Below are 23,309 nucleotides of genomic sequence, written 5' to 3' on the forward strand. Positions count from 1 at the left end.
GGAAGACCGCCATGCACACTCCCGTTCACTCCGCCGTAATGGCCGCGCCCCCATGGTCGCGCGACAGTTCCCGCATCGTGGCCTGTGGCCGCGTGCTGGAATCGGCCATCAAATACCTGACCGAGATCCCGGCCGCCGCGCTGGTCGTGATCGAAGTGTTGCTGCTGCTGGCCAACGTGATCTACCGCTATGCCCTGCGCGATCCGCTGCCCTGGGGTGACGAACTGGCGTCGCTGCTGTTCATCTGGCTGGCGATGTTCGGCGCCGTGATTGCCTTGCGCCGCGGCGAACATATGCGCCTGACGACGTTCCTGGAAAAGATGGCGCCGCCGGCCCGCTCCTTCTTCGATACCTTTGCCAGCCTGCTGGTGGTGATCTTCATGCTGCTGCTGGTCGCGCCGGGCTGGGAATACGTCCAGGAAGAATGGGACATCACGATGCCCGCACTTGGCATCCCCCACGCGTTCCGGGTGGCCGCCGTCGCCACCGGGTTCACCCTGATGCTGGCCATCGCGCTGTCGCGCCTGATGGCGCAGGCCCGCCTGCGCCACCTTGGCCTGTCGCTCCTGATTGCAGGCGGCATCGCCGCCCTGCTGCTGCTTGCCAGGCCGGCGCTGGTCGGCATGGGCGGTGCCAGCCTGCTGCTGTTTTTCGTCCTCGGGGTGAGCGCGATGGTCATGATTGGCGTGCCCATCATGACCGCCTTCGGCTTGTCCACCCTGGCCTACCTGGCCAGCGTGACCGAGATTCCCGCCATCGTCGCCGTGGGCAGGATAGATGAGGGCATGTCTGGCCTGATCCTGCTGTCGGTGCCCCTGTTCGTGTTTCTCGGCGCCTTGATCGAGGCGATGGGCATGGCCGCTGCCATGATCGGCGTGCTGGCGTCGCTGATCGGGCACGTGCGCGGCGGTCTGTCATATGTGCTGATCGGGGCCATGTACCTCGTGTCCGGCATCTCGGGATCGAAGGCGGCCGACATGGCGGCCGTGGCGCCGGCACTGTTCCCGGAAATGCGCGAACGCGGCGAAGACGAAGGCGAGTTGGTCGCCATGCTCAGCGCGTCCGGTGCGATGTCCGAAACCATCCCGCCCAGCCTGGTGTTGATCACCATCGGCTCGGTGACCGGCATCTCCATCGCCGCACTGTTCACCGGCGGCTTCGTGCCGGCGCTGGTCGGTGCGGCCGCGATGGCGCTGGTGGTGTGGTTCAAGAACCGCCGCCGCGTGCCCACCCAGCTGCGGCGCGCCTCGGGCCGCGAAGTGGGCCGCGCCTTCGTCTATGCATTGCCTGCGATCGTACTGCCGTTCCTGATCCGCACCGCCGTGGTCGAAGGCGTGGCCACGGCGACCGAAGTGGCCACCATCGGGGTCGCCTACACCTTCCTCGTCGGCACGACCGTGTACCGCCGCTTCGACTGGAAACGGCTGTATCCGATCCTGCTCGATACGGCTTCGCTGTCCGGCGCCATCCTGCTCATCATCGGCTGCGCCACCGCCATGGCCTGGGCGCTGACCCAGTCCGGCTTTTCCACCCTGCTGGCCAACGCGATGGCGGCGCTGCCCGGAGGCGCGGCCGGCTTCATGTGCGTCTCGGTAGTCGCCTTCGTCGTACTGGGCAGCTTTCTTGAAGGGATACCCGCCATCGTCCTGTTCGGGCCCCTGCTGTTTCCCATCGCGCGCGCGGCCGGCATCCACGAAGTGCACTACGCCATGGTGGCCGTGTTTGCCATGGGCCTGGGCCTGTTCGCTCCGCCGTTCGGGGTCGGCTTCTACGCCGCCTGCGCGATCGGCAAGGTGGCGCCGGAGAAGGCCATGGCGCGCATCTGGCCCTACCTGGGCGCCTTGTTGCTGGCCCTGGTAGCCATCGCGGCGCTGCCGTGGCTCTCCACCGGGTTCCTGTAACCAGCAGGCCCCCTCATCGAGACGGCCGCAGGCGGGCCCGGACACGATCCGGATGTCCGCCCGGCAGGCTCGGTTCCAAGGCTGCGCAGACAGCCGTTTTTCCCGGCGCGGCCCGTTGTGGGCAACGCCAACCAGCGCACGTCCGACCTGCCTGGGGAAGCCACAAGCTTCCCCTAGGCAGGTCCTGCACCCCCATCTCGGCACCAAGCGGCCGAGTCTTATGAGAGTTAACAACGAGGAGAATCAGCATGTTTTTCAGCAAACGAAACGCGGCGGCATTGTCGAGCGCCACCCTCCTGCTTGCAGCCCTGGCAGGCCATGCAACAGCCCAGCAGCGCACGGTGCTGCAAACCATCGATTACCCGGCGGGCCACCAGATCCTGAGTGTCATTGCCGAGCTTGAACCGGGCCAGTGCACGGGCCGCCACGCTCATCCCGGCGCCGAAAGCGCGTATATTCTGGAGGGAGAGGTTGTCGCACAAATCGATGGCAAGCCGGACCTGCCCGCCAAGGCCGGTCAACCGCTGCAATTCGCCCCGGGCCAGATGCATAACGTCTGCAACGTCGGCCATGTCCACTTCAAGGCGCTCGCCCACTACATCGTCGAGACGGGCAAGCCCCTGGTCATGCGGACGCCATGACGGTCGCCTGAGCGCGGCGGAGCCCTCCAGTCATGGCGATTGCAGGGCGCCGTTTGTGCCGGGCCGGGTCAGCAACACGGCGCACGCTGCGACGCCATGCAATGAAGGCGGCGGGCGGCTTGCCAGGCAATTTTCATCAGACAACCACTGGAGTATCCAAATGCTATCCCTCAAGAAACTCGTTCCATTCACGGTCGCCATCGCATTCCTCGGCACGGCCGGCGCGCAAACCGCGGACCAGCCTGCAAGCGCGGCGCCGCACGGCCTGCCGGTCAAGCAATTCGGCTCCGTCCTCGCGGAAAACCTCACATGGCAAGCGTTCCCGGCCTTCCCGCCGGAGGCGCGCCTGTCGATCGTGGTAGGAGACCCGTCCAAGGCGGGGCCCTACGTCGTGCGGGTCAAATTGCCGGCCGGGGTGAAGCTGATGCCGCATACCCATCCGGAAGACCGCATCTACACGGTGGTGTCCGGCGTGTTCTATATCGGCATCGGCACCACCTTCGACCCCGACAAGTTGCAGGCCTATGCGCCGGGTTCGGTCGTCGTGTTACCTGCCAACACGCCCCACTTCCATTGGGCGAAATCGGGCGACTACATGACGCAGGTGGCCGGCGTCGGGCCGCTGGGCATGAAATATATCCGCGACGCGGACGACCCGCGGCTGCATTGAGTCGGGACGAAGGTTGCTTCGTTGGGAGCCGGTCGTGGCGGCGCGGGGCCGGCCCCAACCGGCCCGCCGCATGCCGGGCGACGGCCGGCTTAACCGGGAGATGGGCATGACGCGCAATTTTGACGAGATGCAGCTGGGAACCATCAAACTGTTCTGCCAGGCGGCCGAGCTGGGCAGCTTTACGGCGGCGGCCAACGTGGCCGGCGTCACCCCGGCGGCCGTCAGCCGCTCGGTCGCCCGGCTGGAAGAGCGGCTGGGCGTACGTCTTTTCGTACGTACCACCCGCCAGATCCGGCTGACGGACGGCGGCCTGCGCTACTTCGAACAATGTCGCCAGGTACTGCAGCAGCTGATGGAAGCCGAGCGCGAGGTGACCGGGTCGCAGGCGACGCCGGCGGGCGCGCTGCGGATCAGCGTACCGACCTCATATGGCCACTACCGCCTGCTGCCGTTGCTGCCGCAGTTTCGCCGGCTGTATCCGGAGCTGACAGTCGCCGTCCACGTCAGCAATCGCAATATCGACTTTTCGGACGAGCGCTACGACATGGTGATACGCGGGCGCAACCCGGCCGACTCCACGCTCGTCGCGCGCAAACTTGAGGACGCCGAACTGGTGCTGGTGGCGGCGCCGTCCTATTTGCGGCGGGCCGGCACCCCATCGTCGCTCGACGATCTGCAACAGCATGACTGCATCCAGTTCGAGCTGCCTAGCACGGGACGCAAGATCGCCTGGCTGTTCCGTCAGGCCGGTGAGCAGATCGACGTCATCACCAGTGGCGGCTATTCGTGCGCGGACGATGTGCTGGGCATCGTCACCCTGGCGCGCAACGGCGCCGGCCTGGTGCAGACCTACCGCTACATCGTCGAGCGCGACCTTGCCGAAGGCGGCCTGGTTGAACTGTTGCCCCAGTTCGGGGGCGCCTCCCGCCCCTTCTTCCTGCTCTATCCGCACGCGCGGCATTTGCCGTTGCGCGTGCGCACCTTCATCGACTTCCTCATTGAGAAGCTGAGCCCGCATAGCTGATGTGGCGCTGCGACTGGGCGCGCCGCGCCGCCGTCACCGGCAAGGCTGGCCCTGCCCTGTTTGCCGGCGTGCCCAGGGCCGCAGGCGTCGCGTCGAGCTTGAACACACTGACCACTTGCGACAGGCTGCCGGCCTGGTCTTGCAGCGACTGGGCGGCAGCGGCCGCTTCTTCCACCAGCGCCGCATTTTGCTGCGTGACGCTGTCGATCTGGCTGATGGCCTGGTTGACCTGCTCGATACCGCTGGCCTGCTTCTGGCTGGCCGCGGTGATGTCGTCCATGATGTCGGTCACGCTCTTGATGCTCTCGACCACGGCCTGCATGGTCGAACTGGCCTGATTGACCAAGGCGATGCCGGCATCGACTTCCTCGACCGAATCCCCGATCAAGGTCTTGATTTCCCTGGCGGCCGCTGCCGAACGCTGGGCCAGATTGCGCACCTCGGTCGCGACCACGGCAAAGCCCCGGCCCTGCTCGCCGGCCCGCGCCGCCTCCACCGCGGCGTTGAGCGCCAGGATATTGGTCTGGAAAGCGATGCCGTCGATCACGGCGATGATGTCGACCACCTTCCTGGCCGAACCATGGATGGAGCCCATGGTGTCGACCACTTGCGACACCACCGCCCCGCCCTTGATGGCCACTGCCGAGGCCGAGATCGCCAGGCGGTTCGCCTGGCGCGCATGGTCGGCGTTCTGCTTCACGGTACTGGTCAATTCCTCCATCGACGAGGCGGTCGCCGCCAGTGAGCCGGCCTGCTGCTCGGTACGCGACGACAGATCGCGGTTACCGCCCGCGATTTCGCTCGAAGCGGCCGTGATCGCATCGGTGCCGCCGCGCACTTCGCCGACCACCTGGCGCAGGCTCTCGTTCATGTGCCGCAACGCCGCCATCAGCTGCCCCGTTTCGTCGCGGCTCTCGACCTTGATGACACTGCTCAAGTCGCCGCCGGCGACCTTCTCGGCCAGCACCACCGCGGCGCGGATCGGACCGACGATAGAGCGCGTGGTGATCCAGGCGACAGCCCCGCCGGCCAGCATGGCCAGCACGCCTATCGACAGCAGCAACAGGTTGGCATGGTGGTATTGGGCCTTGGCGTCGTCGGCCGCATCGCGGGCCTGTTGCTTCTCGAACTCGACGATTTCATCGATCACGCCGATCGCCACCAGCGCCGACGGTATCGATTCCTTCAGCATGTAGCTGGTAGCTGCGTCGCGGGCGCCAGCGATGCCCAGCGCGACGGCCTGATCGATCTTCGGCCGGGAAAACGCGATCGCCTGATCCAGTTTGGCCAGCAGCCGTTTGTCGCTGTCGTTCAGCTGGGTGGCGAGCAGCGTCTTCTTCGCCGCCCCGTAGCGCGCGCGCGCAACGGCCAACTTGCCCACCTGGTCCTTGACGTCGCCCGGATCGGTCACCAGGACGATGCTGGCGGTGGCCAGCAAGACGTTGCGAAAGTTTTCGCCCATCACGCCAGCCGAGAATATTTTGACGTTATGGTCGTCGACGATCTGCGCAATGCGCGCATCGACGCGGCCCATGGACGCCAGGCCCAGGCCGGCAACGGCGGCCACCATGGCCAGCATCAGGGCGAAGCCCAAGCGCAGGCGCGTGCCTATTTTTAAATTCGAAAACCACATCATGGATCCTTGGATAAGGTAAAGAGGAAGGGGAACAGCGCGAGATGGCGCGCACCCTGCTGCGACTACAGGCAACTTGAACGCCAGGCAACGGCGCCAGGACCGGCACGGCACCGGCCATACGCCTGCGCCGCAGAGCCGTTCTTCGGACTAGCCTTCATGTGCCCGGCAAGTCTGGCCGCCGATATTGCCGTGCTGGTACGGCGTTGCCTGGAGATTGATGTTACCTTGGGAGCCTGATGCAATAGACCCCACCGGCCGGCATTACTGTTGTTCCCCAGCGTAATGAATCAAGCCGCGATGCCGCGCCGTTCCTGGCCGGCGCGGGCCACGCGGGGCGCAGCGGCGGGCATCGACGCCCCCTCGCGGTACAAGGCAGGGGTCGTGTTCAACTGGCGCGAAAAAGTCATCCGCATTTGCGTCGCGTTGTGAAAGCCGCTGCGGAAGGCCACGGTCTTCATCGGCAGCCGGGTTTCCTCCAGCAGCTTGCGGGCATAATCGACACGGATCTGCTCGACAAACACCGATGGCGTGACCCGCGCGTGCCTGGCGAACGCACGCGAAAACGTGCGCCGGCTGACCCCGACGGCATCGGCAATCTGCTCGATGCTGAGCGCATCGCTGATGTTGTCGCTGACGTACTTCAACACCCTGGACACCAGCGTCTCCTGTTCGGGCTCCACCGCGAGATAGGGGCTGTATTGCGATTGGCCGCCGTCGCGGCGCATGGTCAAGATCAGGCGTTGCGCCACTTCCAGCGCCATGGCCGCGCCCCAGTCCTCGGCGACCAGCGCCAGGCACAGGTCGATGCCCGCGCTCACGCCGCCGCTCGTAAACAGCTTGCCGTCCCGTACAAAGATTTTGTCGGGCTCGACGGTGGCGCCGGGGAACTGCCTCGCCAGCCGCTCGGCAGAACCCCAATGCGTGGTGATGGTCCGGCCCTCCAGCAACCCGGCCTGTCCCAGTAAAAAGACGCCATTGCAAACGGCGCCATAGCGGGCCGCGCCTTGCGCCTGCCCGCGCAGCCAGGCCACGAAGGCCGGCTCCGGCGGGTGCTCGGGACAACACGATCCGCCGGCAACCAGCAGCAGTTCGCTCTCGCCGTCGAAGCGCGGATAGTCGCAATGGACGTTCAATTCCAGGCCGCTGGAGCTTTGCACGCTGCCCGGATGCGCCCCCACGATGGTCACGTCATAGCGGTCCTGCGGCGCCAGGTGGCGATTCGCCTCGGCGAACACATCCAGCGGACCGGCCACATCGAGCGCCTGCACCCCATCCAGCACAACCAGTGTCAGCTTCATCACGTCGCTCCTGGATGGCGTGTCAACTTGCTTCGGCCACCAGGCGCGCACTGCCGCGCCAGTGGATGGCGCCGGCGAGGCAGCCGAGCACGATACCGAAGACGGCGATACCGCTCCAGCCCAGCCTTGTCATCAGCCAGCCGCTCGCCGCCACGCCCAACGCGCCGCCGGAAAACGTCGCCGTCATGTAGAGGCTGTTGATACGACCCTGCGCCGCCGGGTCGACCGCAAAGGCGCGGGTTTGATTCGCCACCAGCCCGGCCTGTACGCCGATGTCGAGCACAATGACGCCGATCACCAGCAACAACAGCGAGAACTCGGCCCCGGCCAGTATCAGGTAGGACAGCGTGACGATTCCGATGCTGGCGCCGATGACGGCGCGCGATCCCAGGCGGTCGCTGGCCCGGCCGCCGTAGGAAGCGGCCAGCGCGCCGGCCGCGCCGATGATGCCGAAGCCGCCCGCCCAGGCGCTGCCCAGATGCCATGGCCCCTCCGCCAGCAAGGTGGCCAGGTTGACCCAGAAGGCATTGAAACAGGCCCACAGCAAGGCCTGCACCATCATCGATTCGCGGATAGGGCGATGGTCGCGCGCCAGCGGCCAGAGCGAGGCCAGCAGCCGGCCGTAGCTCAGTTTACTGGTCGGCACGCCCCGTGGCAGCAAGGCCGCCGCCGCGATCCAGACCGGGACCATGAAAGCCGCTTCGACCGCGTAGACGGCACGCCAGCCCCAAGCCGCGCCCACCACCCCGCTGACGGTGCGGCCAAGCAGGATGCCGACCATGATGCCGCTGACCACCGTGCCGACTGAACGTCCGCGCTCGCTGGGCGCCGACATCACGGCCGCAAACGGCACCAGCTGTTGCGGCACGCAGCTGACCACGCCCAGGCCGAAGGACACCGCGATCAACGCCCAGATGCCGGGCGCGCACGCCGCGGCCAGGGCAAAGGCACAGGCCAGCCCGATCTGCGCCAGCACCAGCTTGCGCCGGTCAAACCGGTCGCCCAGCGGCAGCAGCAGGGCCAGGCCGGTGGCAAAGCCCAGCAGCGCCGCACCGGCCACCAGATCGACCGTCGTCAGCCCCACCTGCATGCCGGCCGCGATCAGCGGCAGGATGGGCTGGGTGCAGTAAATATTGGTGATGACCGCGCCGGCGATCACCGCCATCATCACAATCTTGCCGCGCGACGCCATGGGCGGGCCGGCGGGTGGTATGGCAATGCTGTTCATGGGAGGTTCCCTTTATGTTGATGCAGGGAGTCTAGGCAATTGCACCCACAAAGAGAATCACCTAATATTGAGAATCATTCTTCCAAAAATTGGTACAGTCTATGAACCTTGTCGAATCCATGTCCATCCTGCTATCGGTGGTGGACGCCGGCAGCCTGTCGGCGGCGGCGCGTCGCCTTGGCATGCCGCTGCCGACGGTCAGCCGCAAGGTCAGCGAGCTGGAAACGCACCTGAACACGCGCCTGCTGCATCGCACGACGCGGCAACTGTCGCTGACGGAAACGGGCGCGACTTACGTGGCCGCCTGCCGGCGCATCCTGGAGGAAATTGGCGAGGCCGAGCGCATCGCCACCGGCGAGTATGCCGCGCCCAAGGGCGAGCTGGTGGTGACGGCGCCGGTGGTGTTCGGCCGGCTGCACATCGTGCCCGTGGTGGCGGAATTCCTGGCGCAGTATCCGGAGATCGACATCCGGCTGGTGCTGACCGACCGCGTGGTGCACCTGATGGACGAGCAGATCGACATCGCCGTGCGCATCGGCGAGCTGCCAGACAGCACCATGATGGCAACGCGCGTCGGCATGGTGCGCCGGGTGGTGTGTGGCAGTCCTGCCTACCTGGCCAAACATGGCGCGCCGGCCCGGCCGCAGGACCTGGCCGCGCACAACTGCATCAGTTTCGAGGTGCTGGAATCGAAACGGGCCTGGGTGTTCGGCACCGGCAAGTCGGAGCTGTCGGTGCCCGTCGTGTCACGGCTGGCGGTCAACACGGCGGAGGCGGCCATTGCGGCGGCGATGTTGGGCGTGGGCCTGGTGCGCGTGCTGTCCTATCAGGTGGCGGACGCCATACGCGACCAGGCCCTCAGCGTGGTGCTGCCGTCCTTCGAGCTGGCGCCGTTCCCGGTCAGCCTGGTACATAAGGGACAAGTACCGCTGCCGCTGAAATTGCGGGCCTTCCTGGACTTCGTCGCGCCGCGCCTGCGCGTCCGCACCGCGCACGCGCTCAGCGCGTTTCCGCCAGCGCCTGGTTGAGGGCGGCATATGCGGTCACCAACTGGTCCCTGCTGAAGCTGCGGTTGAGCCCACTTGGATTGGGCAAGATCCACACCCGCGTCCCGCCCAGCGGTTCCGCCTGTTCGCCCCAGCATGCTTCGCGCTTGCCGGTGATGCCGAGATAGGCCGCCTTGCCCAGGAAGGCGATGCAGCGCGGCCGATAGCGCGCCAGTTTGCGCAACAAGGCTGACGCCGCGCGCGTAAATTCCGCGCCCGCGACTTCGTCCGCGCGCCGCGTGGGCCGCGCCACCGCCACGGTCAGCCCCAGCCCATAAGCGAGCACGCTGGAGTCGTCGCGCGGCGCAATCTGATGCGGCGTAAAACCGGCCAGATGCAGTACCGGCCAGAACCGGTTACCGCGTCCAAGGAAATGGTGGCCGGCGCTGGCGGCATCCGCACCGGGGTTGATGCCGCAAAAAACCACCCGCAAGTCGTGCGCAAGAATGTCGGCGAGCTCAGGCATTTTTAAATTCCGTGCATACAAAATGTGAAGCATGCCCCTGCCCTCGCCGCCATGCAATCCCTGCACCTGCGGTTGTCCCCAAAACGTTCAACATAGGCCAGCGGCCGCGCGCGACCGGCAAGCACTCGGGCAGCCCGCAGTGCCCGCCCCGGACAAAGTGCTTGCCCGGATATGGCAAGCCTGGAATTCCACCGCTTTGTAATTCCTGGATAGGTATGGCGCCTGTCAGTGGATGACTCAGCGCACCTCCAGCAGTTCGACCTCGAAGATCAGGTTGGCGTTCGGCGGGATCGGGCCCGCGCCGCTTGCGCCGTAGCCCATGCTCGCGGGCACGATCAGCGTGCGCTTGCCGCCGACCTTCATGCCCTGCACGCCTTCGTCCCAGCCCTGGATGACGCGTCCGGCGCCGAGCGGGAAGCTGAAGGGCTCGCGTCCGACCGAGGAGTCGAACTGCGCGCCATGCTGCAAGGGCGCTTTCGGCTCGTACAGCCAGCCGGTGTAGTTGACCACGGCGGTCGCACCGGCGACCGCCTCCTTGCCGGTGCCTGCCAGGGAGTCGATCTTTTGCAAAGGGATGGCGTTGGCCGCGGCCGGCGCCGGCGCCTTGGCGCGGTCGCAGCCGGCCAAACCCAGGGTCAGGGTGAGGCCAATAACGCAGGAGGCAAGCAGTTGTTTCATGGTGTTCTTTCGTGGACGGCGGCGGAAAAAGGGGCTGCACATGGTCTGCCCTGCTACGGGCGGGTGCATCAATGCGATGATCAAGCGCGAATCGCAGGCAACTCATGGCCGCAAATTATAAAGGCCGTTGATGATCCATGCTCGAATCATCAACGGCCATCAGTTTTTCTTTAAGAATCAGTCGCTTATAGCGAGCAAATTACAGCACAGTCCACATGCCGGCGTCGTCCCTACGCAGACACAAGAACGCGGCGGCGGAAGCCGCTGTTGGCCTCCACCTCGCCATCGCCATCGAGGTAGCCGTGGCGCGCCAGGTCCGGCATGGCGGCCGAGGCGATGAAGGCGATGGCGGCCATGCCGGCCACGTAGTAGAAGAAGTAAGTCTCGACGCCCGCCGAGCGCAGCGCCAGCGCCGTGTATTCCGCCGAGCCGCCGCACATGGCGTTGGCGATCGCATAGGGCAGTCCGACGCCCAGCGCACGCACCCCGGCCGGGAACATGTCCGCCTTCACCAGCCCCGCCACCGGGGTATAGAAGCAAGCGATCAGCAAACCGCTCAGCACCAGCGCGAAGGCCGCCACCGGGCTGGTCGTGGTTTTCAGGGCGAACAGGATGGGCGCCACCAGCACGGTCGCCAGGCCGGTGAACAGCAGCATGTGGGCCTTGACGCCGAGACGGTCCGACAGCGCGCCGAATACCGGCTGGAACAGCATGAAGCACACCAGCGCCGCCGTCATCACGAAGCTCACCGTGTCGACCGGCAGGCCCACCGACACCACCAGGAATTTCTGCATATACGTCGTAAAGGTGTAGAAGTACAGCGAGCCGCCCGCCGTGAAGGCCAGCACCAGCAGCACCGCGCGCTTATGCTTGAGCAGCCCCTTGATGGAACCGGCGTCCTTGTGCTTCATGGCCTTGCCGGACGCCGTCTCGAGCATCGAGCGGCGCAGGTACACCACCACGATCGAGCTGACGGCCCCGATGAAGAAGGGAATGCGCCAGCCCCAGGCCTTCAGTTCCTCCGGCGCCAGCGTGTGCTGCAGCAGCGTCACCGTCAGCAGCGCGAGCAGTTGTCCCGCGACGATAGTGAAATACTGGAAGGAACCGAAGAAGCCGCGCCGCCCGGCGGTGGCCGCTTCGCTCAGGTAGGTGGCGCCGGTGCCGTATTCCGCGCCCACCGACAGGCCCTGGATCAAGCGCGCCACGAGCAGCAGCACAGGCGCGGCAAAGCCGATGTGCTCGTAGGTGGGCAGGAGCGCGATCATCAGCGATCCGGCGCACATCATGCATACCGCAATCATCATCGACAGCTTGCGCCCCCGTGTATCGGCGATCCAGCCAAACAGCCAGCCGCCCAACGGGCGCATGAAGAAACCGACAGCGAATACCCCGGCCGTGGCCAGCAACTGGCTGGATTGGTCACCCTTCGGAAAAAAGGCGCTGGCGAAGTAGATGGCCGTGTAGGCGTACACGAAAAAGTCAAACCACTCGACCAGGTTGCCGGCGCAGGCGCCGATGATGCCGCGGATGCGATGGGGAGTGGCGCCGGGGTGCGCCGGTGCGGATGCGGGGTTGAACATGTTGTCTCCAGGTTAGGGTTATGTGGCTTGACCACTTGTTATTACCCCCATCCTAAGACGTAATAGAACGCTGGATGAAATAGCATTTCATGATGCCACCATCAAGCTTGGGTATGGCTAGCGCCCTATCCACACCGCGCCGGGCCACGCGTCCCGCAGCACCAATTCCTTCATCAGTCCCACCAGTTCTGGCGCGGCGGCGACGCTGGCCGGAGAAGGCCGACGCGCGGCCGCGCGGGCGAGCACCACGCGCCGCGACAAGTCGGGCGTACACACCGGCGCGCCCGACAGCGTTCCCGCCTCCAGCTCGGCGGAGACCGCGGAACTGGGCAGGATGGTATAGCCGTAGCCCTTGGCCACCAGGGACTTCTGCAGATCGAGCGCATTGGTCTCGGCCACGATGTTGATCTCGATCCCAGCCACCGCCAGCGCGTGCTCGATGATGCTGCGCAGTCCGTGCGGTGCATTCGGCAGCACCATGTCGCTCCCCTGCAGACGTTTCAGCTGGAAAGGTGCATCCGCGCCTATCGCGCCGGGCGGCCCCACGACGTAGAGCCGCTCATCGAGCAACGCCTCCACCTGCATGCCGCTCGAGGAACGGGTGTCGTACAGCAGCGCCAGCTCCACTTCGCCGGACTCCAGCCACTGCATCACGTTGCCCGCATAACCGACATTGACGCAGACCGTCACCGACGGATATTTGGCACGCATGCGCACCACCAGCTCGTCGGCAACCATCCGGCTGGTACTGGCGAGCAGGCCGATGGCCAGGCGGCCGGAGACGGCGTTGGTGGCCGGGGCCAGTTCCGCCTTGGCCTTGTCCAGTTCGCGCAGCGCCCGGCGGCCGTATTCGGCCAGGGTCTTGCCGGCGTCCGTGAGGACCATGCCGTGCCGTTCACGCTCGAACAGGTGCACGCCGCACTCCTCCTCCAGCAAGCGGATATGGCGCGACACGGCCGGCTGCACCAGGTGCAGCAACTCGCCCGCCTTGGTGGCACTGCCGGTTTCGGCGATCGCGATCAACGTACGTATCTGTTTAATGTCCATGGCGCCCATTCTATCCCATCACTTGTCGCAATACATTGCCACCATCTATACCATTACGTGATGGAGGAATCACGTTTTTCTATTTCACCATCGTCACTATTGAATTCTATGATGGCCTTGTCTTCACCACCTTAGATAGAGACTACACAATGACAACGACAACTGCACTTCCCTGGCAAGAGGAGATCTTCGCCCTGCTCAAGCAGCACGACGTACGCCAACTGGTGTACGTGCCGGATGCCGGCCACTCACACGTCATCCGCAGCGCCCAGGCCGATCCGGACATCAAGGACGTGGTCCTCACCACCGAGGAAGAAGGCGTGGCGGTAGCCAGCGGCGCCTGGCTGGGCGGGCAGCGCGCGGCGCTGCTGATGCAAAGCAGCGGCGTGGGCAACTGCGTCAACATGTTCTCGCTGCTGGAAGCGTGCCGCTTCCCGCTGTTCACCATCATCACCATGCGCGGCGAATATGCCGAGTTCAATCCCTGGCAAAACCCGATGGGCCAGCGCACCCAGGGCGCGCTGGAACTGATGGGCATTACCGTCTACCGCGCCGAGCGTCCCGAAGACGTCGCCGACCTGGTCGACGCCGGCCTGGTGCAAGCCTTCGACGCGGGCCAGCGTGTGGCCATCCTTCTTTCCCAAAGCCTGATCGGACGTAAAAAATGGGTGCGCAAATGACCAACACCAAGAAAATCAATCGCCGCGAATTCGTCAAGGCCTTGCTGGCCAGGTTTCCGGACGCGCTAGTGGTCACCGGCCTCGGCTCCCCCTCCTATGATGTGTTCGCCGCAGGTGATCGGCCCGGAAACTTCTATCTGTGGGGCGCGATGGGCGGTTCCACCTCGGTCGCGCTGGGCCTGGCCCTCGCGCAGCCGGAGCGCCAGGTGATCGCCATCACCGGCGACGGCGAGCAGCTGATGGGCATAGGTAGCCTGGCCACGGCCGCGGCCCAGCAGCCAGCCAACCTGGCGCTGGTCGCGCTGGACAACGGCCATTTCGGCGAAACCGGCATGCAGCCGAGCCACACCAGCCTCGGTACCAGCCTGGCCGGCGTGGCCAAGGCGAGCGGCATCGCGAACACCATCGAGCTCCGCCACGTGGAACAACTGGACCAGCTGGTCGAATTGATCGGCAACGGCAACGGCACCACCTTCGCCCAAGTGTTCATCGATGCCGAGGAGCACCAGCGGGCCCTGCCACCCCGCGACGGCGTGTATGTGAAGAACCGCTTCCGCGCCCACCTCGGCTTCGCGCCGATGTGACGCCGGAGAACTGCGCCATGCACCGCTACCAGTTGTTTATCGATGGATCGTTCGCCGACGCCAGCGCCGGCGAGTGGTTCAATACCGAAAATCCCTACACCGGCCAGCCGTGGGCGCAGGTGGCCCGCGGCGGCGCGGCGGACGTGGACCGCGCCGTGCGGGCGGCACACGCCGCGTTCAGCGCCGGTCCATGGTCCGCCATGAGCGCCAGCGCGCGCGGCGCACTGCTGCGCAAGCTGGGCGACCTGATCGCCCGTGACGCCGCCAAACTGGCGGCCACCGAGGTGCTCGACAACGGCAAGTTATACGCCGAAATGAGCGCCCAGATGGCTTACCTGCCCAACTGGTTCTACTACTACGGCGGCCTGGCGGACAAGGTGCAAGGGGCCGTGATCCCGCTCGACAAGGCGGGATACTTCAACTTCACACGCCATGAAGCGCTGGGTGTGGTCGCCGCCATTACACCATGGAACTCGCCGTTGATGCTGACGGCATGGAAGATCGCGCCGGCGCTCGCCGCCGGCTGCACGGTGGTGCTCAAACCTTCGGAATTCACGTCCGTCTCCGCGCTGGAGTTGGCCAAGCTGTTCCAGGAAGCGGGCTTCCCGCCAGGCGTATTCAACGTCGTCACCGGGTTCGGCGCCGACGTGGGCGCGCCGCTGGTCGCCCACCCGCTGGTGAGCAAGATCACCTTCACCGGTTCGGATGCCACCGGCCGCGCCATCAACGAGCAGGCCGCGCGCCACTTCAAGCATGTGAGCCTGGAGCTGGGGGGCAAGTCGCCCAACATCGTCTTCAACGACGCCAACCTCGACGATGCGGTCAACGGGGCCGTCTCCGGCATCTTCGCCGCCAGCGGCCAGACCTGCATCGCCGGCTCGCGCCTGCTGCTGCAGGACGACATCCACGATGCGTTCCTCGACAAGCTGCTGGCACTGGCGCGCACCGCGAGGCTGGGCAACCCCATGGACCCCGGCACCCAGGTCGGGCCGATCACCACGCGCCAGCAGTATGACAAGGTACTGTCCTACATCGGCATCGCCCGGGTGGAAGGTGCGACGCTGCGTCTGGGAGGCAAGGCGGCAGCCTGCGGCGGCTGGTTCGTGGAGCCGACCGTGTTCTCGGATGTGACCAGTGGCATGCGCATCGCGCGCGAGGAAGTGTTCGGGCCGGTGCTGTCGGTGCTGCGCTTCGGCGACGAGCAGGACGCCGTGCGCATCGCCAACGACAGTTGCTATGGCCTGGGCGCCGGCGTGTGGACCGGCGATATCGGCCGGGCCTTCCGCGTGTCGGAACAGATTCAGGCCGGCACGGTCTGGGTCAACACCTATCGCGCGGTGAGCTATATGTCGCCCTTCGGCGGCTACAAGGATTCCGGGCTGGGGCGCGAAAACGGCATCGACGCCATCTACGCCTACCTGCAAACCAAGAGCATATGGATCAACAAGGGCGCCCCCACGGGCAACCCCTTCACCATGCGCTGAACGAGGAGACCGACTATGAAAATACTGGTACCGATCAAGCGCGTGGCGGACTATAACGTCACGCCGCGCGTAAAGGCGGACGGTTCGGGCGTGGAGCTGGCCAACGTCAAGATGGCCATGAACCCCTTCGACGAGATCGCCGTCGAGGAAGCCGTGCGGCTGAAGGAAAAGCACCCGCAAGCTGAGGTGGTGGCACTGTCCTGCGGCGGCGCCACATGCCAGGAAACGTTGCGCAATGCACTGGCCATCGGCGCCGACCGCGCCATTCACGTTCAGACCGACGCGGCGCTGCAGCCGCTGGCCGTGGCCAAGATCGTCAAGGCCGTGGCCGAGCGCGAGCAACCGGACCTGGTCATCTTCGGCAAGCAGGCCATCGACAGCGACGCCTGCCAGACCGGCCAGATGTTCGCCGCCCTGGCCGACTGGGGCCAGGCCACGTTCGCCTCGAAGGTGGAGATCGCCGCCGGCCGCGCCACGGTCACCCGTGAAATCGACGGCGGGCTGGAAACGCTGGAACTGCGCCTGCCCGCCGTCATCACGACCGACCTGCGCCTGAACGAACCGCGCTACGTCACCCTGCCCAACCTGATGAAGGCCAAGAAAAAGCCGCTGGCGGTGCTGGACTGCGCTGAACTGGGGCTGGACCTGGCGCCGCGCCTGACCCTGGTGACCGCGGCCGAACCGGCCGCCCGGAGTCCAGGCGTGCGCGTGGCGGACGTACAGGAATTGATCGCCAGATTGAAGAACGAAGCAAAGGTGCTCGCATGAAGACTTTGGTTATCGCGGAACATGGCCACACCGTCCTGAAAGCGGCCACCCGCCATGCTGTGGACGCAGCGCGCAAGCTGGGCGGCGATGTGCACGTGCTGGTCGCCGGCCACGGCTGCGAAGGCGCGGTGGCGCAGGCGGCCCGTGTGGCCGGTGTCGCCACCGTGCTGCATGTGACCGGCCGGCACTACCTGGACCAGTTGCCGGAAAACGTAGCGCCGCTGGCCGCCGCGCTGGCCGGCGCCTATACCCATGTGGTACTGGCCGCCACCTCGGCAGGCAAGAACCTCGCGCCGCGCATCGCCGCGCTGCTTGACGTGGCGCAGGTGTCGGACGTGGTGGCCGTGATGGGGCCCGACCTGTTCGTGAGCCCGCAGTACGCCGGCAACGTGCTGGCCACGCTGCGCTCGTCCGACCGCATCAAGGTGCTGACGGTGCGCACCTCGGCCTTCGCCGCGGCGGAGGAGCAGGCCACCTGCTCCATCGAGGCCGTTCCGCCCGGCCCAGTGTCGGACGCGGTACGCGTGGTGGGGCGCCAGATCGTCCAGTCGACGCGGCCGGAACTGGGGGCGGCGCGCGTGGTGGTGTCCGGCGGGCGCGGCCTGGGCAGCGCCGAGCAATACGAAGCGCTGCTGGCGCCGCTGGCCGACAAGCTCAACGCGGCACTGGGCGCCTCGCGCGCCGCGGTGGACGCCGGCTACGCGCCCAACGACCGGCAAGTGGGCCAGACCGGGCAGGTCGTCGCCCCCGAGCTGTACCTGGCGGTCGGCATTTCCGGCGCCATCCAGCACCTGGCGGGCATGAAGGGCTCGCGCGTGATCGTCGCCATCAACAAGGATGAGGAGGCGCCCATTTTTCAAGTGGCGGACTTCGGCCTGGTTGGCGACTTGTTCGAACTGGTGCCCCAGTTGGCCACCGCACTGGGTTGAGGAGAGCAATCATGCGCAACACCCCACCCCGCTCCTACCTGTTCGTGCCGGGAAACCGGCCAGAACGTTTTGCCCGCGCCTTCGCCAGCGGCGCCCATTCGGTCATCCTCGACCTGGAGGACGCCGTGCCGGCCGACGAGAAGGCTGCGGCGCGCGACGCCATCGCCCTCGCGCTGGGCGCCGCGCATCCGCCCTGCCCTGTCCTCATCCGCATCAACGGTGCACAGACCGAATGGTTCGGCGACGACTTGAAGCTGTGCGCCCTGCCCGGCGTAGCCGGCGTGGTATTGCCCAAGGCAGAGCGTGTGGAAGACCTGGCGCAGCTGGCCGGCGCCATCGACACGCTGGCCATCCTGCCGCTGATTGAAACCGCGCTGGGCATGGCCAACGCCGCCGCGCTGGCCCGCGCGCCGCAGGTGCAGCGCCTGGTGTTCGGCTCGATTGACTTCAAGCTGGACCTGGGCATCGAAGGCGATCACGAAGAGCTCCTGTACTTCCGTTCACAACTGGTGCTGGCGTCGCGCCTGGCCGGTCTGCCGGCGCCGGTCGACGGCGTGACGGTGGCGCTGGACGACGAAACACTGCTGCATTGCGACACGCTGCGCAGCCGCCGCCTCGGCTTCGGCGCCAAGCTATGCATCCATCCGCGCCAGCTGGAAACGGTGCACCGCACCTTCCTGCCCAGCGACGAGGAAACCGCGTGGGCCAGGCGCGTCGTCGCCGCGGCCGACGCGGCCAACGGCGCCGCCGTGGCGCTCGATGGACGCATGGTCGATCGGCCGGTCATTCTCAAGGCGCAGCAAATATTGAAAGAGGCCGCCCACGCAGTCAATGCGTAGCAGCCGAAGGAGGAGACCAGCATGACTGATTTGAACGAATGGATAGGCCGCGCCGAAGAGCGCCTGGACCTGATCACCCCCGCCCCGGTGCGCGCCCTGGCCGCCACCCTGGACCACGACGACGCCACGGCGCTGCCTGGCGAGGCATTGCCGCCGCTTTGGCACTGGCTGTATTTCCTGCCCATGCACCGGCAGGCGGTCATCGGCGCCGATGGCCACCCGGCACGGGGCGGCTTCCTGCCCCCGGTCGACCTGCCGCGCCGCATGTGGGCCGGCGGCCGTTTGAAATTCCTGCGCCCGTTGCGCATCGGTGACGCCGTACTGCGCGTCTCCAGAATCACCGACGTTTCGAAAAAAGAGGGCCGCAGCGGCAAACTGGCCTTCGTACAGGTGCGACATGAAATCCGCAACGATCGAGGCCTGGCCATCACCGAGGAACACGACATCGTCTACCGCAACCACCCGCTGCCGGCTGATCCCGTCGCGGAGCCGGTGCAGGCGGACAATGACTGGCACTGGATGCGCGACATCGTGCCCGATCCCGTGCTCCTGTTTCGCTATTCCGCCCTGACCTTCAACGGCCACCGCATCCACTACGACCTGCCTTATGCGACGCAGGTGGAGGGCTATCCGGGCCTGGTGGTGCACGGCCCCCTGATCGCCACGCTGCTGCTGGACCTGCTGCACCGCAATTGGCCGGGCGCCGAAGTGGCCGAATATTCCTTCCGCGCCATGCAGCCGCTGTTCCACGACAAGCCGTTCCAGGTCTGCGGGCGCGTGCACGCCGACGGCAAGACAGTCAGCCTGTGGGCCAGGAACGAGCAAGGACACCTGAGTATGCGCGCCGAAGCCATCTTAAATAAAGCAAACAACGAGGAGTAAGAGCATGACCATCCAGAACGATTTCCAGGACATCCGCGACGCCGTCCGCGACCTATGCGCCGAATTCCCGGCCGAATACTTCCGCAAGGTCGACGAACAGCGCGGCTACCCCGAAAAATTCGTGGACGCGCTGACCCGGGCGGGCTGGCTGGCCGCCCTGATCCCCCAGGAATACGGCGGTTCAGGACTCGGTCTGACCGAAGCGTCCGTGATCATGGAAGAGATCAACCGCTCCGGCGGCAACTCCGGCGCCTGCCACGGCCAGATGTACAACATGGGCACCCTGCTGCGCCATGGCTCGGAAGCGCAAAAGCGCTTGTACCTGCCCAAGATCGCCAGCGGCGAATTGCGCCTGCAATCGATGGCCGTGACCGAACCCACCACCGGCACCGACACCACCAAGATCAAGACCACGGCCGTCAAGAAGGGCGACCGCTACGTGATCAACGGCCAGAAGGTGTGGATCTCCCGGGTACAGCACTCGGACCTGATGATACTGCTGGCGCGCACCACGCCGCTGGCCGAGGTCACCAGGAAGTCCGAAGGCATGTCCATTTTCGTGGTCGACCTGCGCGAGGCGATCGGCAAGGGCCTGGTGGTGCAGCCCATCGCCAACATGGTCAACCACGAAACCAATGAACTGTTCTTCGAGAACCTGGAAATCCCGGCCGAGAACCTGATTGGCCAGGAGGGCAAAGGCTTCAAGTACATCCTCGATGGCCTGAACGCCGAACGCACCCTGATCGCGGCCGAATGTATCGGCGACGGCTACTGGTTCATCGACAAGGTCAGCAAGTACGTGAAGGAGCGCGAAGTGTTCGGCCGCCCGATCGGCCAGAACCAGGGCGTGCAGTTCCCCATCGCCCGCGCCTTCATCAATGTCGAGGCGGCCAACCTGATGCGTTTCAAGGCGTGCGCGAAGTTCGACGCGCATCAGCCCTGCGGTGCGGAAGCCAACATGGCCAAGATGCTGGCGGCGGAAGCCTCGTGGGAGGCAGCCAACGCCTGCCTGCAATTCCATGGCGGCTTCGGCTTTGCCGCCGAGTACGACGTCGAGCGCAAGTTCCGCGAGACGCGCCTGTACCAGGTGGCGCCGATTTCGACCAACCTGATCCTGGCGCACGTGGCGGAACACGTGCTTGGCCTGCCACGCTCGTTCTGAAGAGGCCACCATGCGACCACTCGATGGCATTACCGTCGTCACGCTGGAACACGCGATCGCCGCGCCCTTCTGCACCCGCCAGCTGGCGGACCTGGGGGCGCGGGTGATCAAGGTCGAGCGGCCAGGCGTGGGCGACTTCGCGCGCGCCTACGACAGCCGCGTGAACGGCCTGGCGTCGCACTTCGTATGGACCAACCGTTCCAAGGAGAGCCTGACGCTGGACGTGAAACACGAAGCCGCCGCCGGCGTGCTGGCGCAGTTACTGGAAAGCGCCGACGTGCTGGTGCAGAACCTCGCGCCGGGCGCGGCGGAGCGCCTTGGACTGTCGTACGAAACGCTCAAGGAACGCCATCCGCGCCTGATCGTGTGCGACATCTCGGGCTACGGCGCCGACGGACCTTACCGGGACCGCAAGGCGTACGACCTGCTGATCCAGAGCGAATCGGGCTTCCTGTCCATCACCGGCACGCCAGACGAGCCGTCCAAGGCCGGCTGCTCGATCGCCGACATCGCGGCCGGCATGTACGCCTACACCAACATCCTGGCCGCGCTGCTGCAGCGCGGCCGCACTGGCAAGGGTTGCCGCATCGACGTGTCCATGCTGGAGAGCATGGTGGAATGGATGAACTATCCGCTGTACTACGCTTACGACGGCGCCGCGCCGCCACCGCGTACTGCCTCCGCGCACGCCACCATCTATCCCTACGGTCCGTTCGCGGCCGGCGACGGCAAGTCGGTCATGCTGGGCATCCAGAACGAACGGGAATGGGCGCTGTTCTGCGAACAGGTATTGCTGGCGCCCGAGCTGGCAGGGGACGAGCGCTTTTGCTCGAATGCGCGCCGCGTGGCCGCGCGCGACGAGCTCAAGGCGTTGATCCTGGCCGCCTTCGCCGGGCTGACCGCGGAACAGGTGCTGGCGCGCCTGGAAGAAACCCGCATCGCCAACGCCCAGGTCAATGACATGCACGACGTGTGGGCCCATCCGCAACTGAAGGCGCGCGGGCGCTGGACCGAGGTGGAGACGGCCGGCGGCCCGGTCCCGGCACTGCTGCCGCCCGGCATACCCGAAGGCGTCACGCCCAGGATGGATGCCGTGCCGGCGCTGGGGCAGCATACAGGCGCCATACTCCGCGAACTGGGCTACGGTGACCAGGCCATCGCCAGCTTGCGCGAAGCGCACGCGATCTGAGCATGCCGCCATCCCATCGCCGTGACACAACGATACCCATGCCGGGGGAACTATCGCGTACCGTTACGCCAGGATCACATTCTCCGTTTCAGGCCCAAGACCGTCGAGTTGACGGCCATGCAATGACATTCAGGTCAACCTTCCTGTTGGGGACGGCCCAGATCCTTGCATGGGGTGGCTCCTTTTTTCTCCTGGCGGTGCTGGCTGATCCCATCATCAGCGATACCGGCTGGTCCCGCCAAGCGGTCCTTGCGGCACTCTCACTGGGGGTGCTGATAGCCGGCCTGGCTTCGCCATTCGTGATGGCGCGGCTGCAAAAATGGGGCGAACTGCGGGTGCTGGTGCTGGGCACGGCGTTCATCGCGGCGGGCCTGCTGGTGATGGCGACCAGCACCTGCCTGCCGGTCTACATCCTGGCCTGGACGTTGATAGGCATGGGTATGGCCGGCGGGCTCTATGATGCCTTGTTTGCCGCGCTGGGCAACATCTATCGAACGGACGCGCGCGCTGCGATTGTGCACATCACGCTGGTGTCCGGTTTTTGCACCACGATTACTTTTCCCCTACTGGCCTTCCTGCTCTCCTGGCTCGGCTGGCGCGGCACATGTGCGGCATACGCCGCAATCCTGCTGCTGGCGGTGCCGCTGATGTATCGCCACGCCTTCGCGCAGAACGCAGTAACGCCCAACGGCGTTCCTCCGGCGGCGGCGCCGGCCCAGGCAGGCGCCGGCACCATCGACGCCACGACCTACATGCTGGTCAGCCTGGTTTTTGTCCTGGCTTCCGTGACCATGACCATGATGTCCATCCATCTTATCCCCATCCTGAAAGGCGTCGGCTACTCGATGGTGGGTGCCATCGCCTTGAGTTCCATGCTGGGTCCCGCGCAGGTTATCGCCCGCATAGTCGAAGTCTTTGCAAAAAACATGCATCCGGCCTGGACCACGTTTGCGTCCTGCCTGCTGGTCGCCACGGGCGTCGCGTTGCTCTGCGTCGCGCCGGCGGCCGGCCTGATTGCCATCCTGATTTTCGGCGCGGGAAACGGCTTGCGCGCAGTAGTGCGGGGAACCCTGCCGTTAGCGGTATTTCCTTCCAATCAGTACAGCGCCGTGATGGGCCGGCTGGCGCGCCCTGCCCTGATCGGCCAAGCGGCCACGCCGTTGATGGGCAGCTATAGCCTGGCATACCTTGGCGCACGGGGCACCCTTGTGGCCACGCTAGGGCTGGCCATTCTTAGCCTCGCCCTGGTATCAGCGCTGCTGATGCACCTCAGGAGGGCGAAATAACGAGCGCACAGGCTGAACTTGCCGAAGGCAGGAGCACGGAAACCATATGCTGACAATTTCCATTTCCTCTACAACACCTTCCCATAAGGAAAGCCAGAAATATCCTCGACGCTCCCTGCCCGCAGCATGCTCATGCCTGCCGCGGGAAGCATGAGCTACCCAAACCATGAAAATCCTGTCTGGGCCGAAAGAGATGGCCACGTTTGATCACGTTTCTTTGCCTGTTCCTGTGATCGGCCCCATTCATTTCAGCCTTCAATCTCGCGTGTGCTGCTCGCGTGGATTCCCACT

General features: G+C 65.8%; 22 protein-coding genes. 15 read left to right on the forward strand and 7 right to left on the reverse strand.

Going from position 1 to position 23,309, the window contains the following annotated elements; translation table 11 throughout:
* The first annotated feature begins 11 nt into the window (after positions 1-11).
* From AC3WOS_RS00705 to AC3WOS_RS00720, 4 genes are all read left to right on the forward strand, one after another.
* Positions 12-1,901 (forward strand): TRAP transporter large permease, encoded by a 1,890-nt coding sequence (locus AC3WOS_RS00705; protein ID WP_492713852.1) that lies wholly within the window; start codon positions 12-14, stop codon positions 1,899-1,901.
* 248 nt (positions 1,902-2,149) lie between these two features.
* Positions 2,150-2,542, forward strand: a complete 393-nt coding sequence (locus AC3WOS_RS00710; protein ID WP_492713853.1) for a cupin domain-containing protein — start codon at positions 2,150-2,152, stop codon at positions 2,540-2,542.
* 160 nt (positions 2,543-2,702) lie between these two features.
* The gene (locus tag AC3WOS_RS00715) at positions 2,703-3,212 is read left to right on the forward strand and encodes a cupin domain-containing protein (protein WP_492713855.1); all 510 of its coding nucleotides are present in this window, start codon (positions 2,703-2,705) and stop codon (positions 3,210-3,212) included.
* Between the two features lie 106 nt (positions 3,213-3,318).
* Positions 3,319-4,236, forward strand: coding sequence for a LysR family transcriptional regulator (locus tag AC3WOS_RS00720; protein ID WP_492713856.1), 918 nt, complete (start codon positions 3,319-3,321; stop codon positions 4,234-4,236).
* Here AC3WOS_RS00720 and AC3WOS_RS00725 read toward each other — a convergent pair.
* From AC3WOS_RS00725 to AC3WOS_RS00735, 3 genes are all read right to left on the reverse strand, one after another.
* Positions 4,208-5,869, reverse strand: coding sequence for a methyl-accepting chemotaxis protein (locus tag AC3WOS_RS00725; protein ID WP_492713858.1), 1,662 nt, complete (start codon positions 5,867-5,869; stop codon positions 4,208-4,210). The two genes, AC3WOS_RS00720 and AC3WOS_RS00725, sit on opposite strands and share 29 nt — an antisense overlap.
* Positions 5,870-6,159: 290 nt before the next feature.
* On the reverse strand, positions 6,160-7,170 hold the full coding sequence (locus tag AC3WOS_RS00730; protein ID WP_492713859.1) for a GlxA family transcriptional regulator: 1,011 nt from the start codon (positions 7,168-7,170) through the stop codon (positions 6,160-6,162).
* A 22-nt stretch (positions 7,171-7,192) separates the two neighbouring features.
* Positions 7,193-8,398: an MFS transporter gene (locus tag AC3WOS_RS00735; RefSeq protein ID WP_492713861.1), complete on the reverse strand. Its 1,206-nt coding sequence runs from the start codon at positions 8,396-8,398 to the stop codon at positions 7,193-7,195.
* A 101-nt stretch (positions 8,399-8,499) separates the two neighbouring features.
* Between AC3WOS_RS00735 and AC3WOS_RS00740 the strand changes: the two genes are divergently transcribed.
* Positions 8,500-9,426, forward strand: a complete 927-nt coding sequence (locus AC3WOS_RS00740; protein ID WP_492713863.1) for a LysR family transcriptional regulator — start codon at positions 8,500-8,502, stop codon at positions 9,424-9,426.
* Here AC3WOS_RS00740 and mug read toward each other — a convergent pair.
* The 4 genes from mug to AC3WOS_RS00760 all read right to left on the reverse strand — a co-directional run bounded on the left by mug (position 9,398) and on the right by AC3WOS_RS00760 (position 13,215).
* A complete protein-coding gene (gene mug / locus AC3WOS_RS00745; protein WP_492713865.1) occupies positions 9,398-9,910 on the reverse strand; it encodes a G/U mismatch-specific DNA glycosylase in 513 nt (170 codons plus the stop codon). The two genes, AC3WOS_RS00740 and mug, sit on opposite strands and share 29 nt — an antisense overlap.
* 237 nt (positions 9,911-10,147) lie before the next feature.
* On the reverse strand, positions 10,148-10,588 hold the full coding sequence (locus AC3WOS_RS00750) for an FKBP-type peptidyl-prolyl cis-trans isomerase (protein WP_492713867.1): 441 nt from the start codon (positions 10,586-10,588) through the stop codon (positions 10,148-10,150).
* 230 nt (positions 10,589-10,818) lie between these two features.
* On the reverse strand, positions 10,819-12,168 hold the full coding sequence (locus tag AC3WOS_RS00755) for an MFS family transporter (RefSeq protein WP_492713869.1): 1,350 nt from the start codon (positions 12,166-12,168) through the stop codon (positions 10,819-10,821).
* 117 nt (positions 12,169-12,285) lie between these two features.
* A complete protein-coding gene (locus AC3WOS_RS00760) occupies positions 12,286-13,215 on the reverse strand; it encodes a LysR family transcriptional regulator (RefSeq protein WP_492713871.1) in 930 nt (309 codons plus the stop codon).
* A 149-nt stretch (positions 13,216-13,364) separates the two neighbouring features.
* Between AC3WOS_RS00760 and AC3WOS_RS00765 the strand changes: the two genes are divergently transcribed.
* From AC3WOS_RS00765 to AC3WOS_RS00810, 10 genes are all read left to right on the forward strand, one after another.
* Complete coding sequence (locus tag AC3WOS_RS00765) at positions 13,365-13,895, forward strand: phosphonopyruvate decarboxylase (RefSeq protein ID WP_492713873.1); 531 nt, start codon at positions 13,365-13,367, stop codon at positions 13,893-13,895.
* Entirely contained in the window at positions 13,880-14,479 is a 600-nt protein-coding gene (locus tag AC3WOS_RS00770) for a thiamine pyrophosphate-dependent enzyme (protein ID WP_492713875.1), read from the forward strand. The genes AC3WOS_RS00765 and AC3WOS_RS00770 overlap by 16 nt, the downstream gene beginning before the upstream one ends.
* A gap of 17 nt (positions 14,480-14,496) precedes the next feature.
* Positions 14,497-15,963: an aldehyde dehydrogenase gene (locus AC3WOS_RS00775; RefSeq protein ID WP_492713877.1), complete on the forward strand. Its 1,467-nt coding sequence runs from the start codon at positions 14,497-14,499 to the stop codon at positions 15,961-15,963.
* Between the two features lie 15 nt (positions 15,964-15,978).
* Positions 15,979-16,731: an electron transfer flavoprotein subunit beta/FixA family protein gene (locus AC3WOS_RS00780; RefSeq protein ID WP_492713879.1), complete on the forward strand. Its 753-nt coding sequence runs from the start codon at positions 15,979-15,981 to the stop codon at positions 16,729-16,731.
* On the forward strand, positions 16,728-17,660 hold the full coding sequence (locus tag AC3WOS_RS00785) for an electron transfer flavoprotein subunit alpha/FixB family protein (RefSeq protein WP_492713881.1): 933 nt from the start codon (positions 16,728-16,730) through the stop codon (positions 17,658-17,660). The genes AC3WOS_RS00780 and AC3WOS_RS00785 overlap by 4 nt, the downstream gene beginning before the upstream one ends.
* Positions 17,661-17,671: 11 nt before the next feature.
* Complete coding sequence (locus AC3WOS_RS00790) at positions 17,672-18,499, forward strand: HpcH/HpaI aldolase/citrate lyase family protein (protein ID WP_492713883.1); 828 nt, start codon at positions 17,672-17,674, stop codon at positions 18,497-18,499.
* 21 nt (positions 18,500-18,520) lie between these two features.
* Positions 18,521-19,381: an HTD2 family dehydratase gene (locus AC3WOS_RS00795; RefSeq protein WP_492713885.1), complete on the forward strand. Its 861-nt coding sequence runs from the start codon at positions 18,521-18,523 to the stop codon at positions 19,379-19,381.
* A 4-nt stretch (positions 19,382-19,385) separates the two neighbouring features.
* Entirely contained in the window at positions 19,386-20,543 is a 1,158-nt protein-coding gene (locus tag AC3WOS_RS00800) for an acyl-CoA dehydrogenase family protein (RefSeq protein WP_492713886.1), read from the forward strand.
* A 10-nt stretch (positions 20,544-20,553) separates the two neighbouring features.
* On the forward strand, positions 20,554-21,732 hold the full coding sequence (locus AC3WOS_RS00805; protein ID WP_492713888.1) for a CaiB/BaiF CoA transferase family protein: 1,179 nt from the start codon (positions 20,554-20,556) through the stop codon (positions 21,730-21,732).
* Positions 21,733-21,854: 122 nt separating this feature from the next.
* Positions 21,855-23,018 carry an MFS transporter gene (locus tag AC3WOS_RS00810; RefSeq protein ID WP_492713889.1) on the forward strand — a complete coding sequence of 388 codons (1,164 nt, stop codon included), beginning with the start codon at positions 21,855-21,857 and terminating at the stop codon, positions 23,016-23,018.
* The last annotated feature ends 291 nt before the right edge of the window (positions 23,019-23,309 follow it).

It is taken from the genome of Rugamonas sp. FW305-51, from assembly GCF_058786935.1.

What these genes read in the sequence shown, in the direction of transcription:
- AC3WOS_RS00705 (WP_492713852.1), top strand. Translation starts at nt 12, where the DNA reads ATGCACACTCCCGTTCACTCCGCCGTAATGGCCGCGCCCCCATGGTCG.
- AC3WOS_RS00710 (WP_492713853.1), top strand. Translation starts at nt 2,150, where the DNA reads ATGTTTTTCAGCAAACGAAACGCGGCGGCATTGTCGAGCGCCACCCTC.
- AC3WOS_RS00715 (WP_492713855.1), top strand. Translation starts at nt 2,703, where the DNA reads ATGCTATCCCTCAAGAAACTCGTTCCATTCACGGTCGCCATCGCATTC.
- AC3WOS_RS00720 (WP_492713856.1), top strand. Translation starts at nt 3,319, where the DNA reads ATGACGCGCAATTTTGACGAGATGCAGCTGGGAACCATCAAACTGTTC.
- AC3WOS_RS00725 (WP_492713858.1), bottom strand. Translation starts at nt 5,869, where the DNA reads ATGTGGTTTTCGAATTTAAAAATAGGCACGCGCCTGCGCTTGGGCTTC.
- AC3WOS_RS00730 (WP_492713859.1), bottom strand. Translation starts at nt 7,170, where the DNA reads ATGAAGCTGACACTGGTTGTGCTGGATGGGGTGCAGGCGCTCGATGTG.
- AC3WOS_RS00735 (WP_492713861.1), bottom strand. Translation starts at nt 8,398, where the DNA reads ATGAACAGCATTGCCATACCACCCGCCGGCCCGCCCATGGCGTCGCGC.
- AC3WOS_RS00740 (WP_492713863.1), top strand. Translation starts at nt 8,500, where the DNA reads ATGAACCTTGTCGAATCCATGTCCATCCTGCTATCGGTGGTGGACGCC.
- mug (WP_492713865.1), bottom strand. Translation starts at nt 9,910, where the DNA reads ATGCCTGAGCTCGCCGACATTCTTGCGCACGACTTGCGGGTGGTTTTT.
- AC3WOS_RS00750 (WP_492713867.1), bottom strand. Translation starts at nt 10,588, where the DNA reads ATGAAACAACTGCTTGCCTCCTGCGTTATTGGCCTCACCCTGACCCTG.
- AC3WOS_RS00755 (WP_492713869.1), bottom strand. Translation starts at nt 12,168, where the DNA reads ATGTTCAACCCCGCATCCGCACCGGCGCACCCCGGCGCCACTCCCCAT.
- AC3WOS_RS00760 (WP_492713871.1), bottom strand. Translation starts at nt 13,215, where the DNA reads ATGGACATTAAACAGATACGTACGTTGATCGCGATCGCCGAAACCGGC.
- AC3WOS_RS00765 (WP_492713873.1), top strand. Translation starts at nt 13,365, where the DNA reads ATGACAACGACAACTGCACTTCCCTGGCAAGAGGAGATCTTCGCCCTG.
- AC3WOS_RS00770 (WP_492713875.1), top strand. Translation starts at nt 13,880, where the DNA reads ATGGGTGCGCAAATGACCAACACCAAGAAAATCAATCGCCGCGAATTC.
- AC3WOS_RS00775 (WP_492713877.1), top strand. Translation starts at nt 14,497, where the DNA reads ATGCACCGCTACCAGTTGTTTATCGATGGATCGTTCGCCGACGCCAGC.
- AC3WOS_RS00780 (WP_492713879.1), top strand. Translation starts at nt 15,979, where the DNA reads ATGAAAATACTGGTACCGATCAAGCGCGTGGCGGACTATAACGTCACG.
- AC3WOS_RS00785 (WP_492713881.1), top strand. Translation starts at nt 16,728, where the DNA reads ATGAAGACTTTGGTTATCGCGGAACATGGCCACACCGTCCTGAAAGCG.
- AC3WOS_RS00790 (WP_492713883.1), top strand. Translation starts at nt 17,672, where the DNA reads ATGCGCAACACCCCACCCCGCTCCTACCTGTTCGTGCCGGGAAACCGG.
- AC3WOS_RS00795 (WP_492713885.1), top strand. Translation starts at nt 18,521, where the DNA reads ATGACTGATTTGAACGAATGGATAGGCCGCGCCGAAGAGCGCCTGGAC.
- AC3WOS_RS00800 (WP_492713886.1), top strand. Translation starts at nt 19,386, where the DNA reads ATGACCATCCAGAACGATTTCCAGGACATCCGCGACGCCGTCCGCGAC.
- AC3WOS_RS00805 (WP_492713888.1), top strand. Translation starts at nt 20,554, where the DNA reads ATGCGACCACTCGATGGCATTACCGTCGTCACGCTGGAACACGCGATC.
- AC3WOS_RS00810 (WP_492713889.1), top strand. Translation starts at nt 21,855, where the DNA reads ATGACATTCAGGTCAACCTTCCTGTTGGGGACGGCCCAGATCCTTGCA.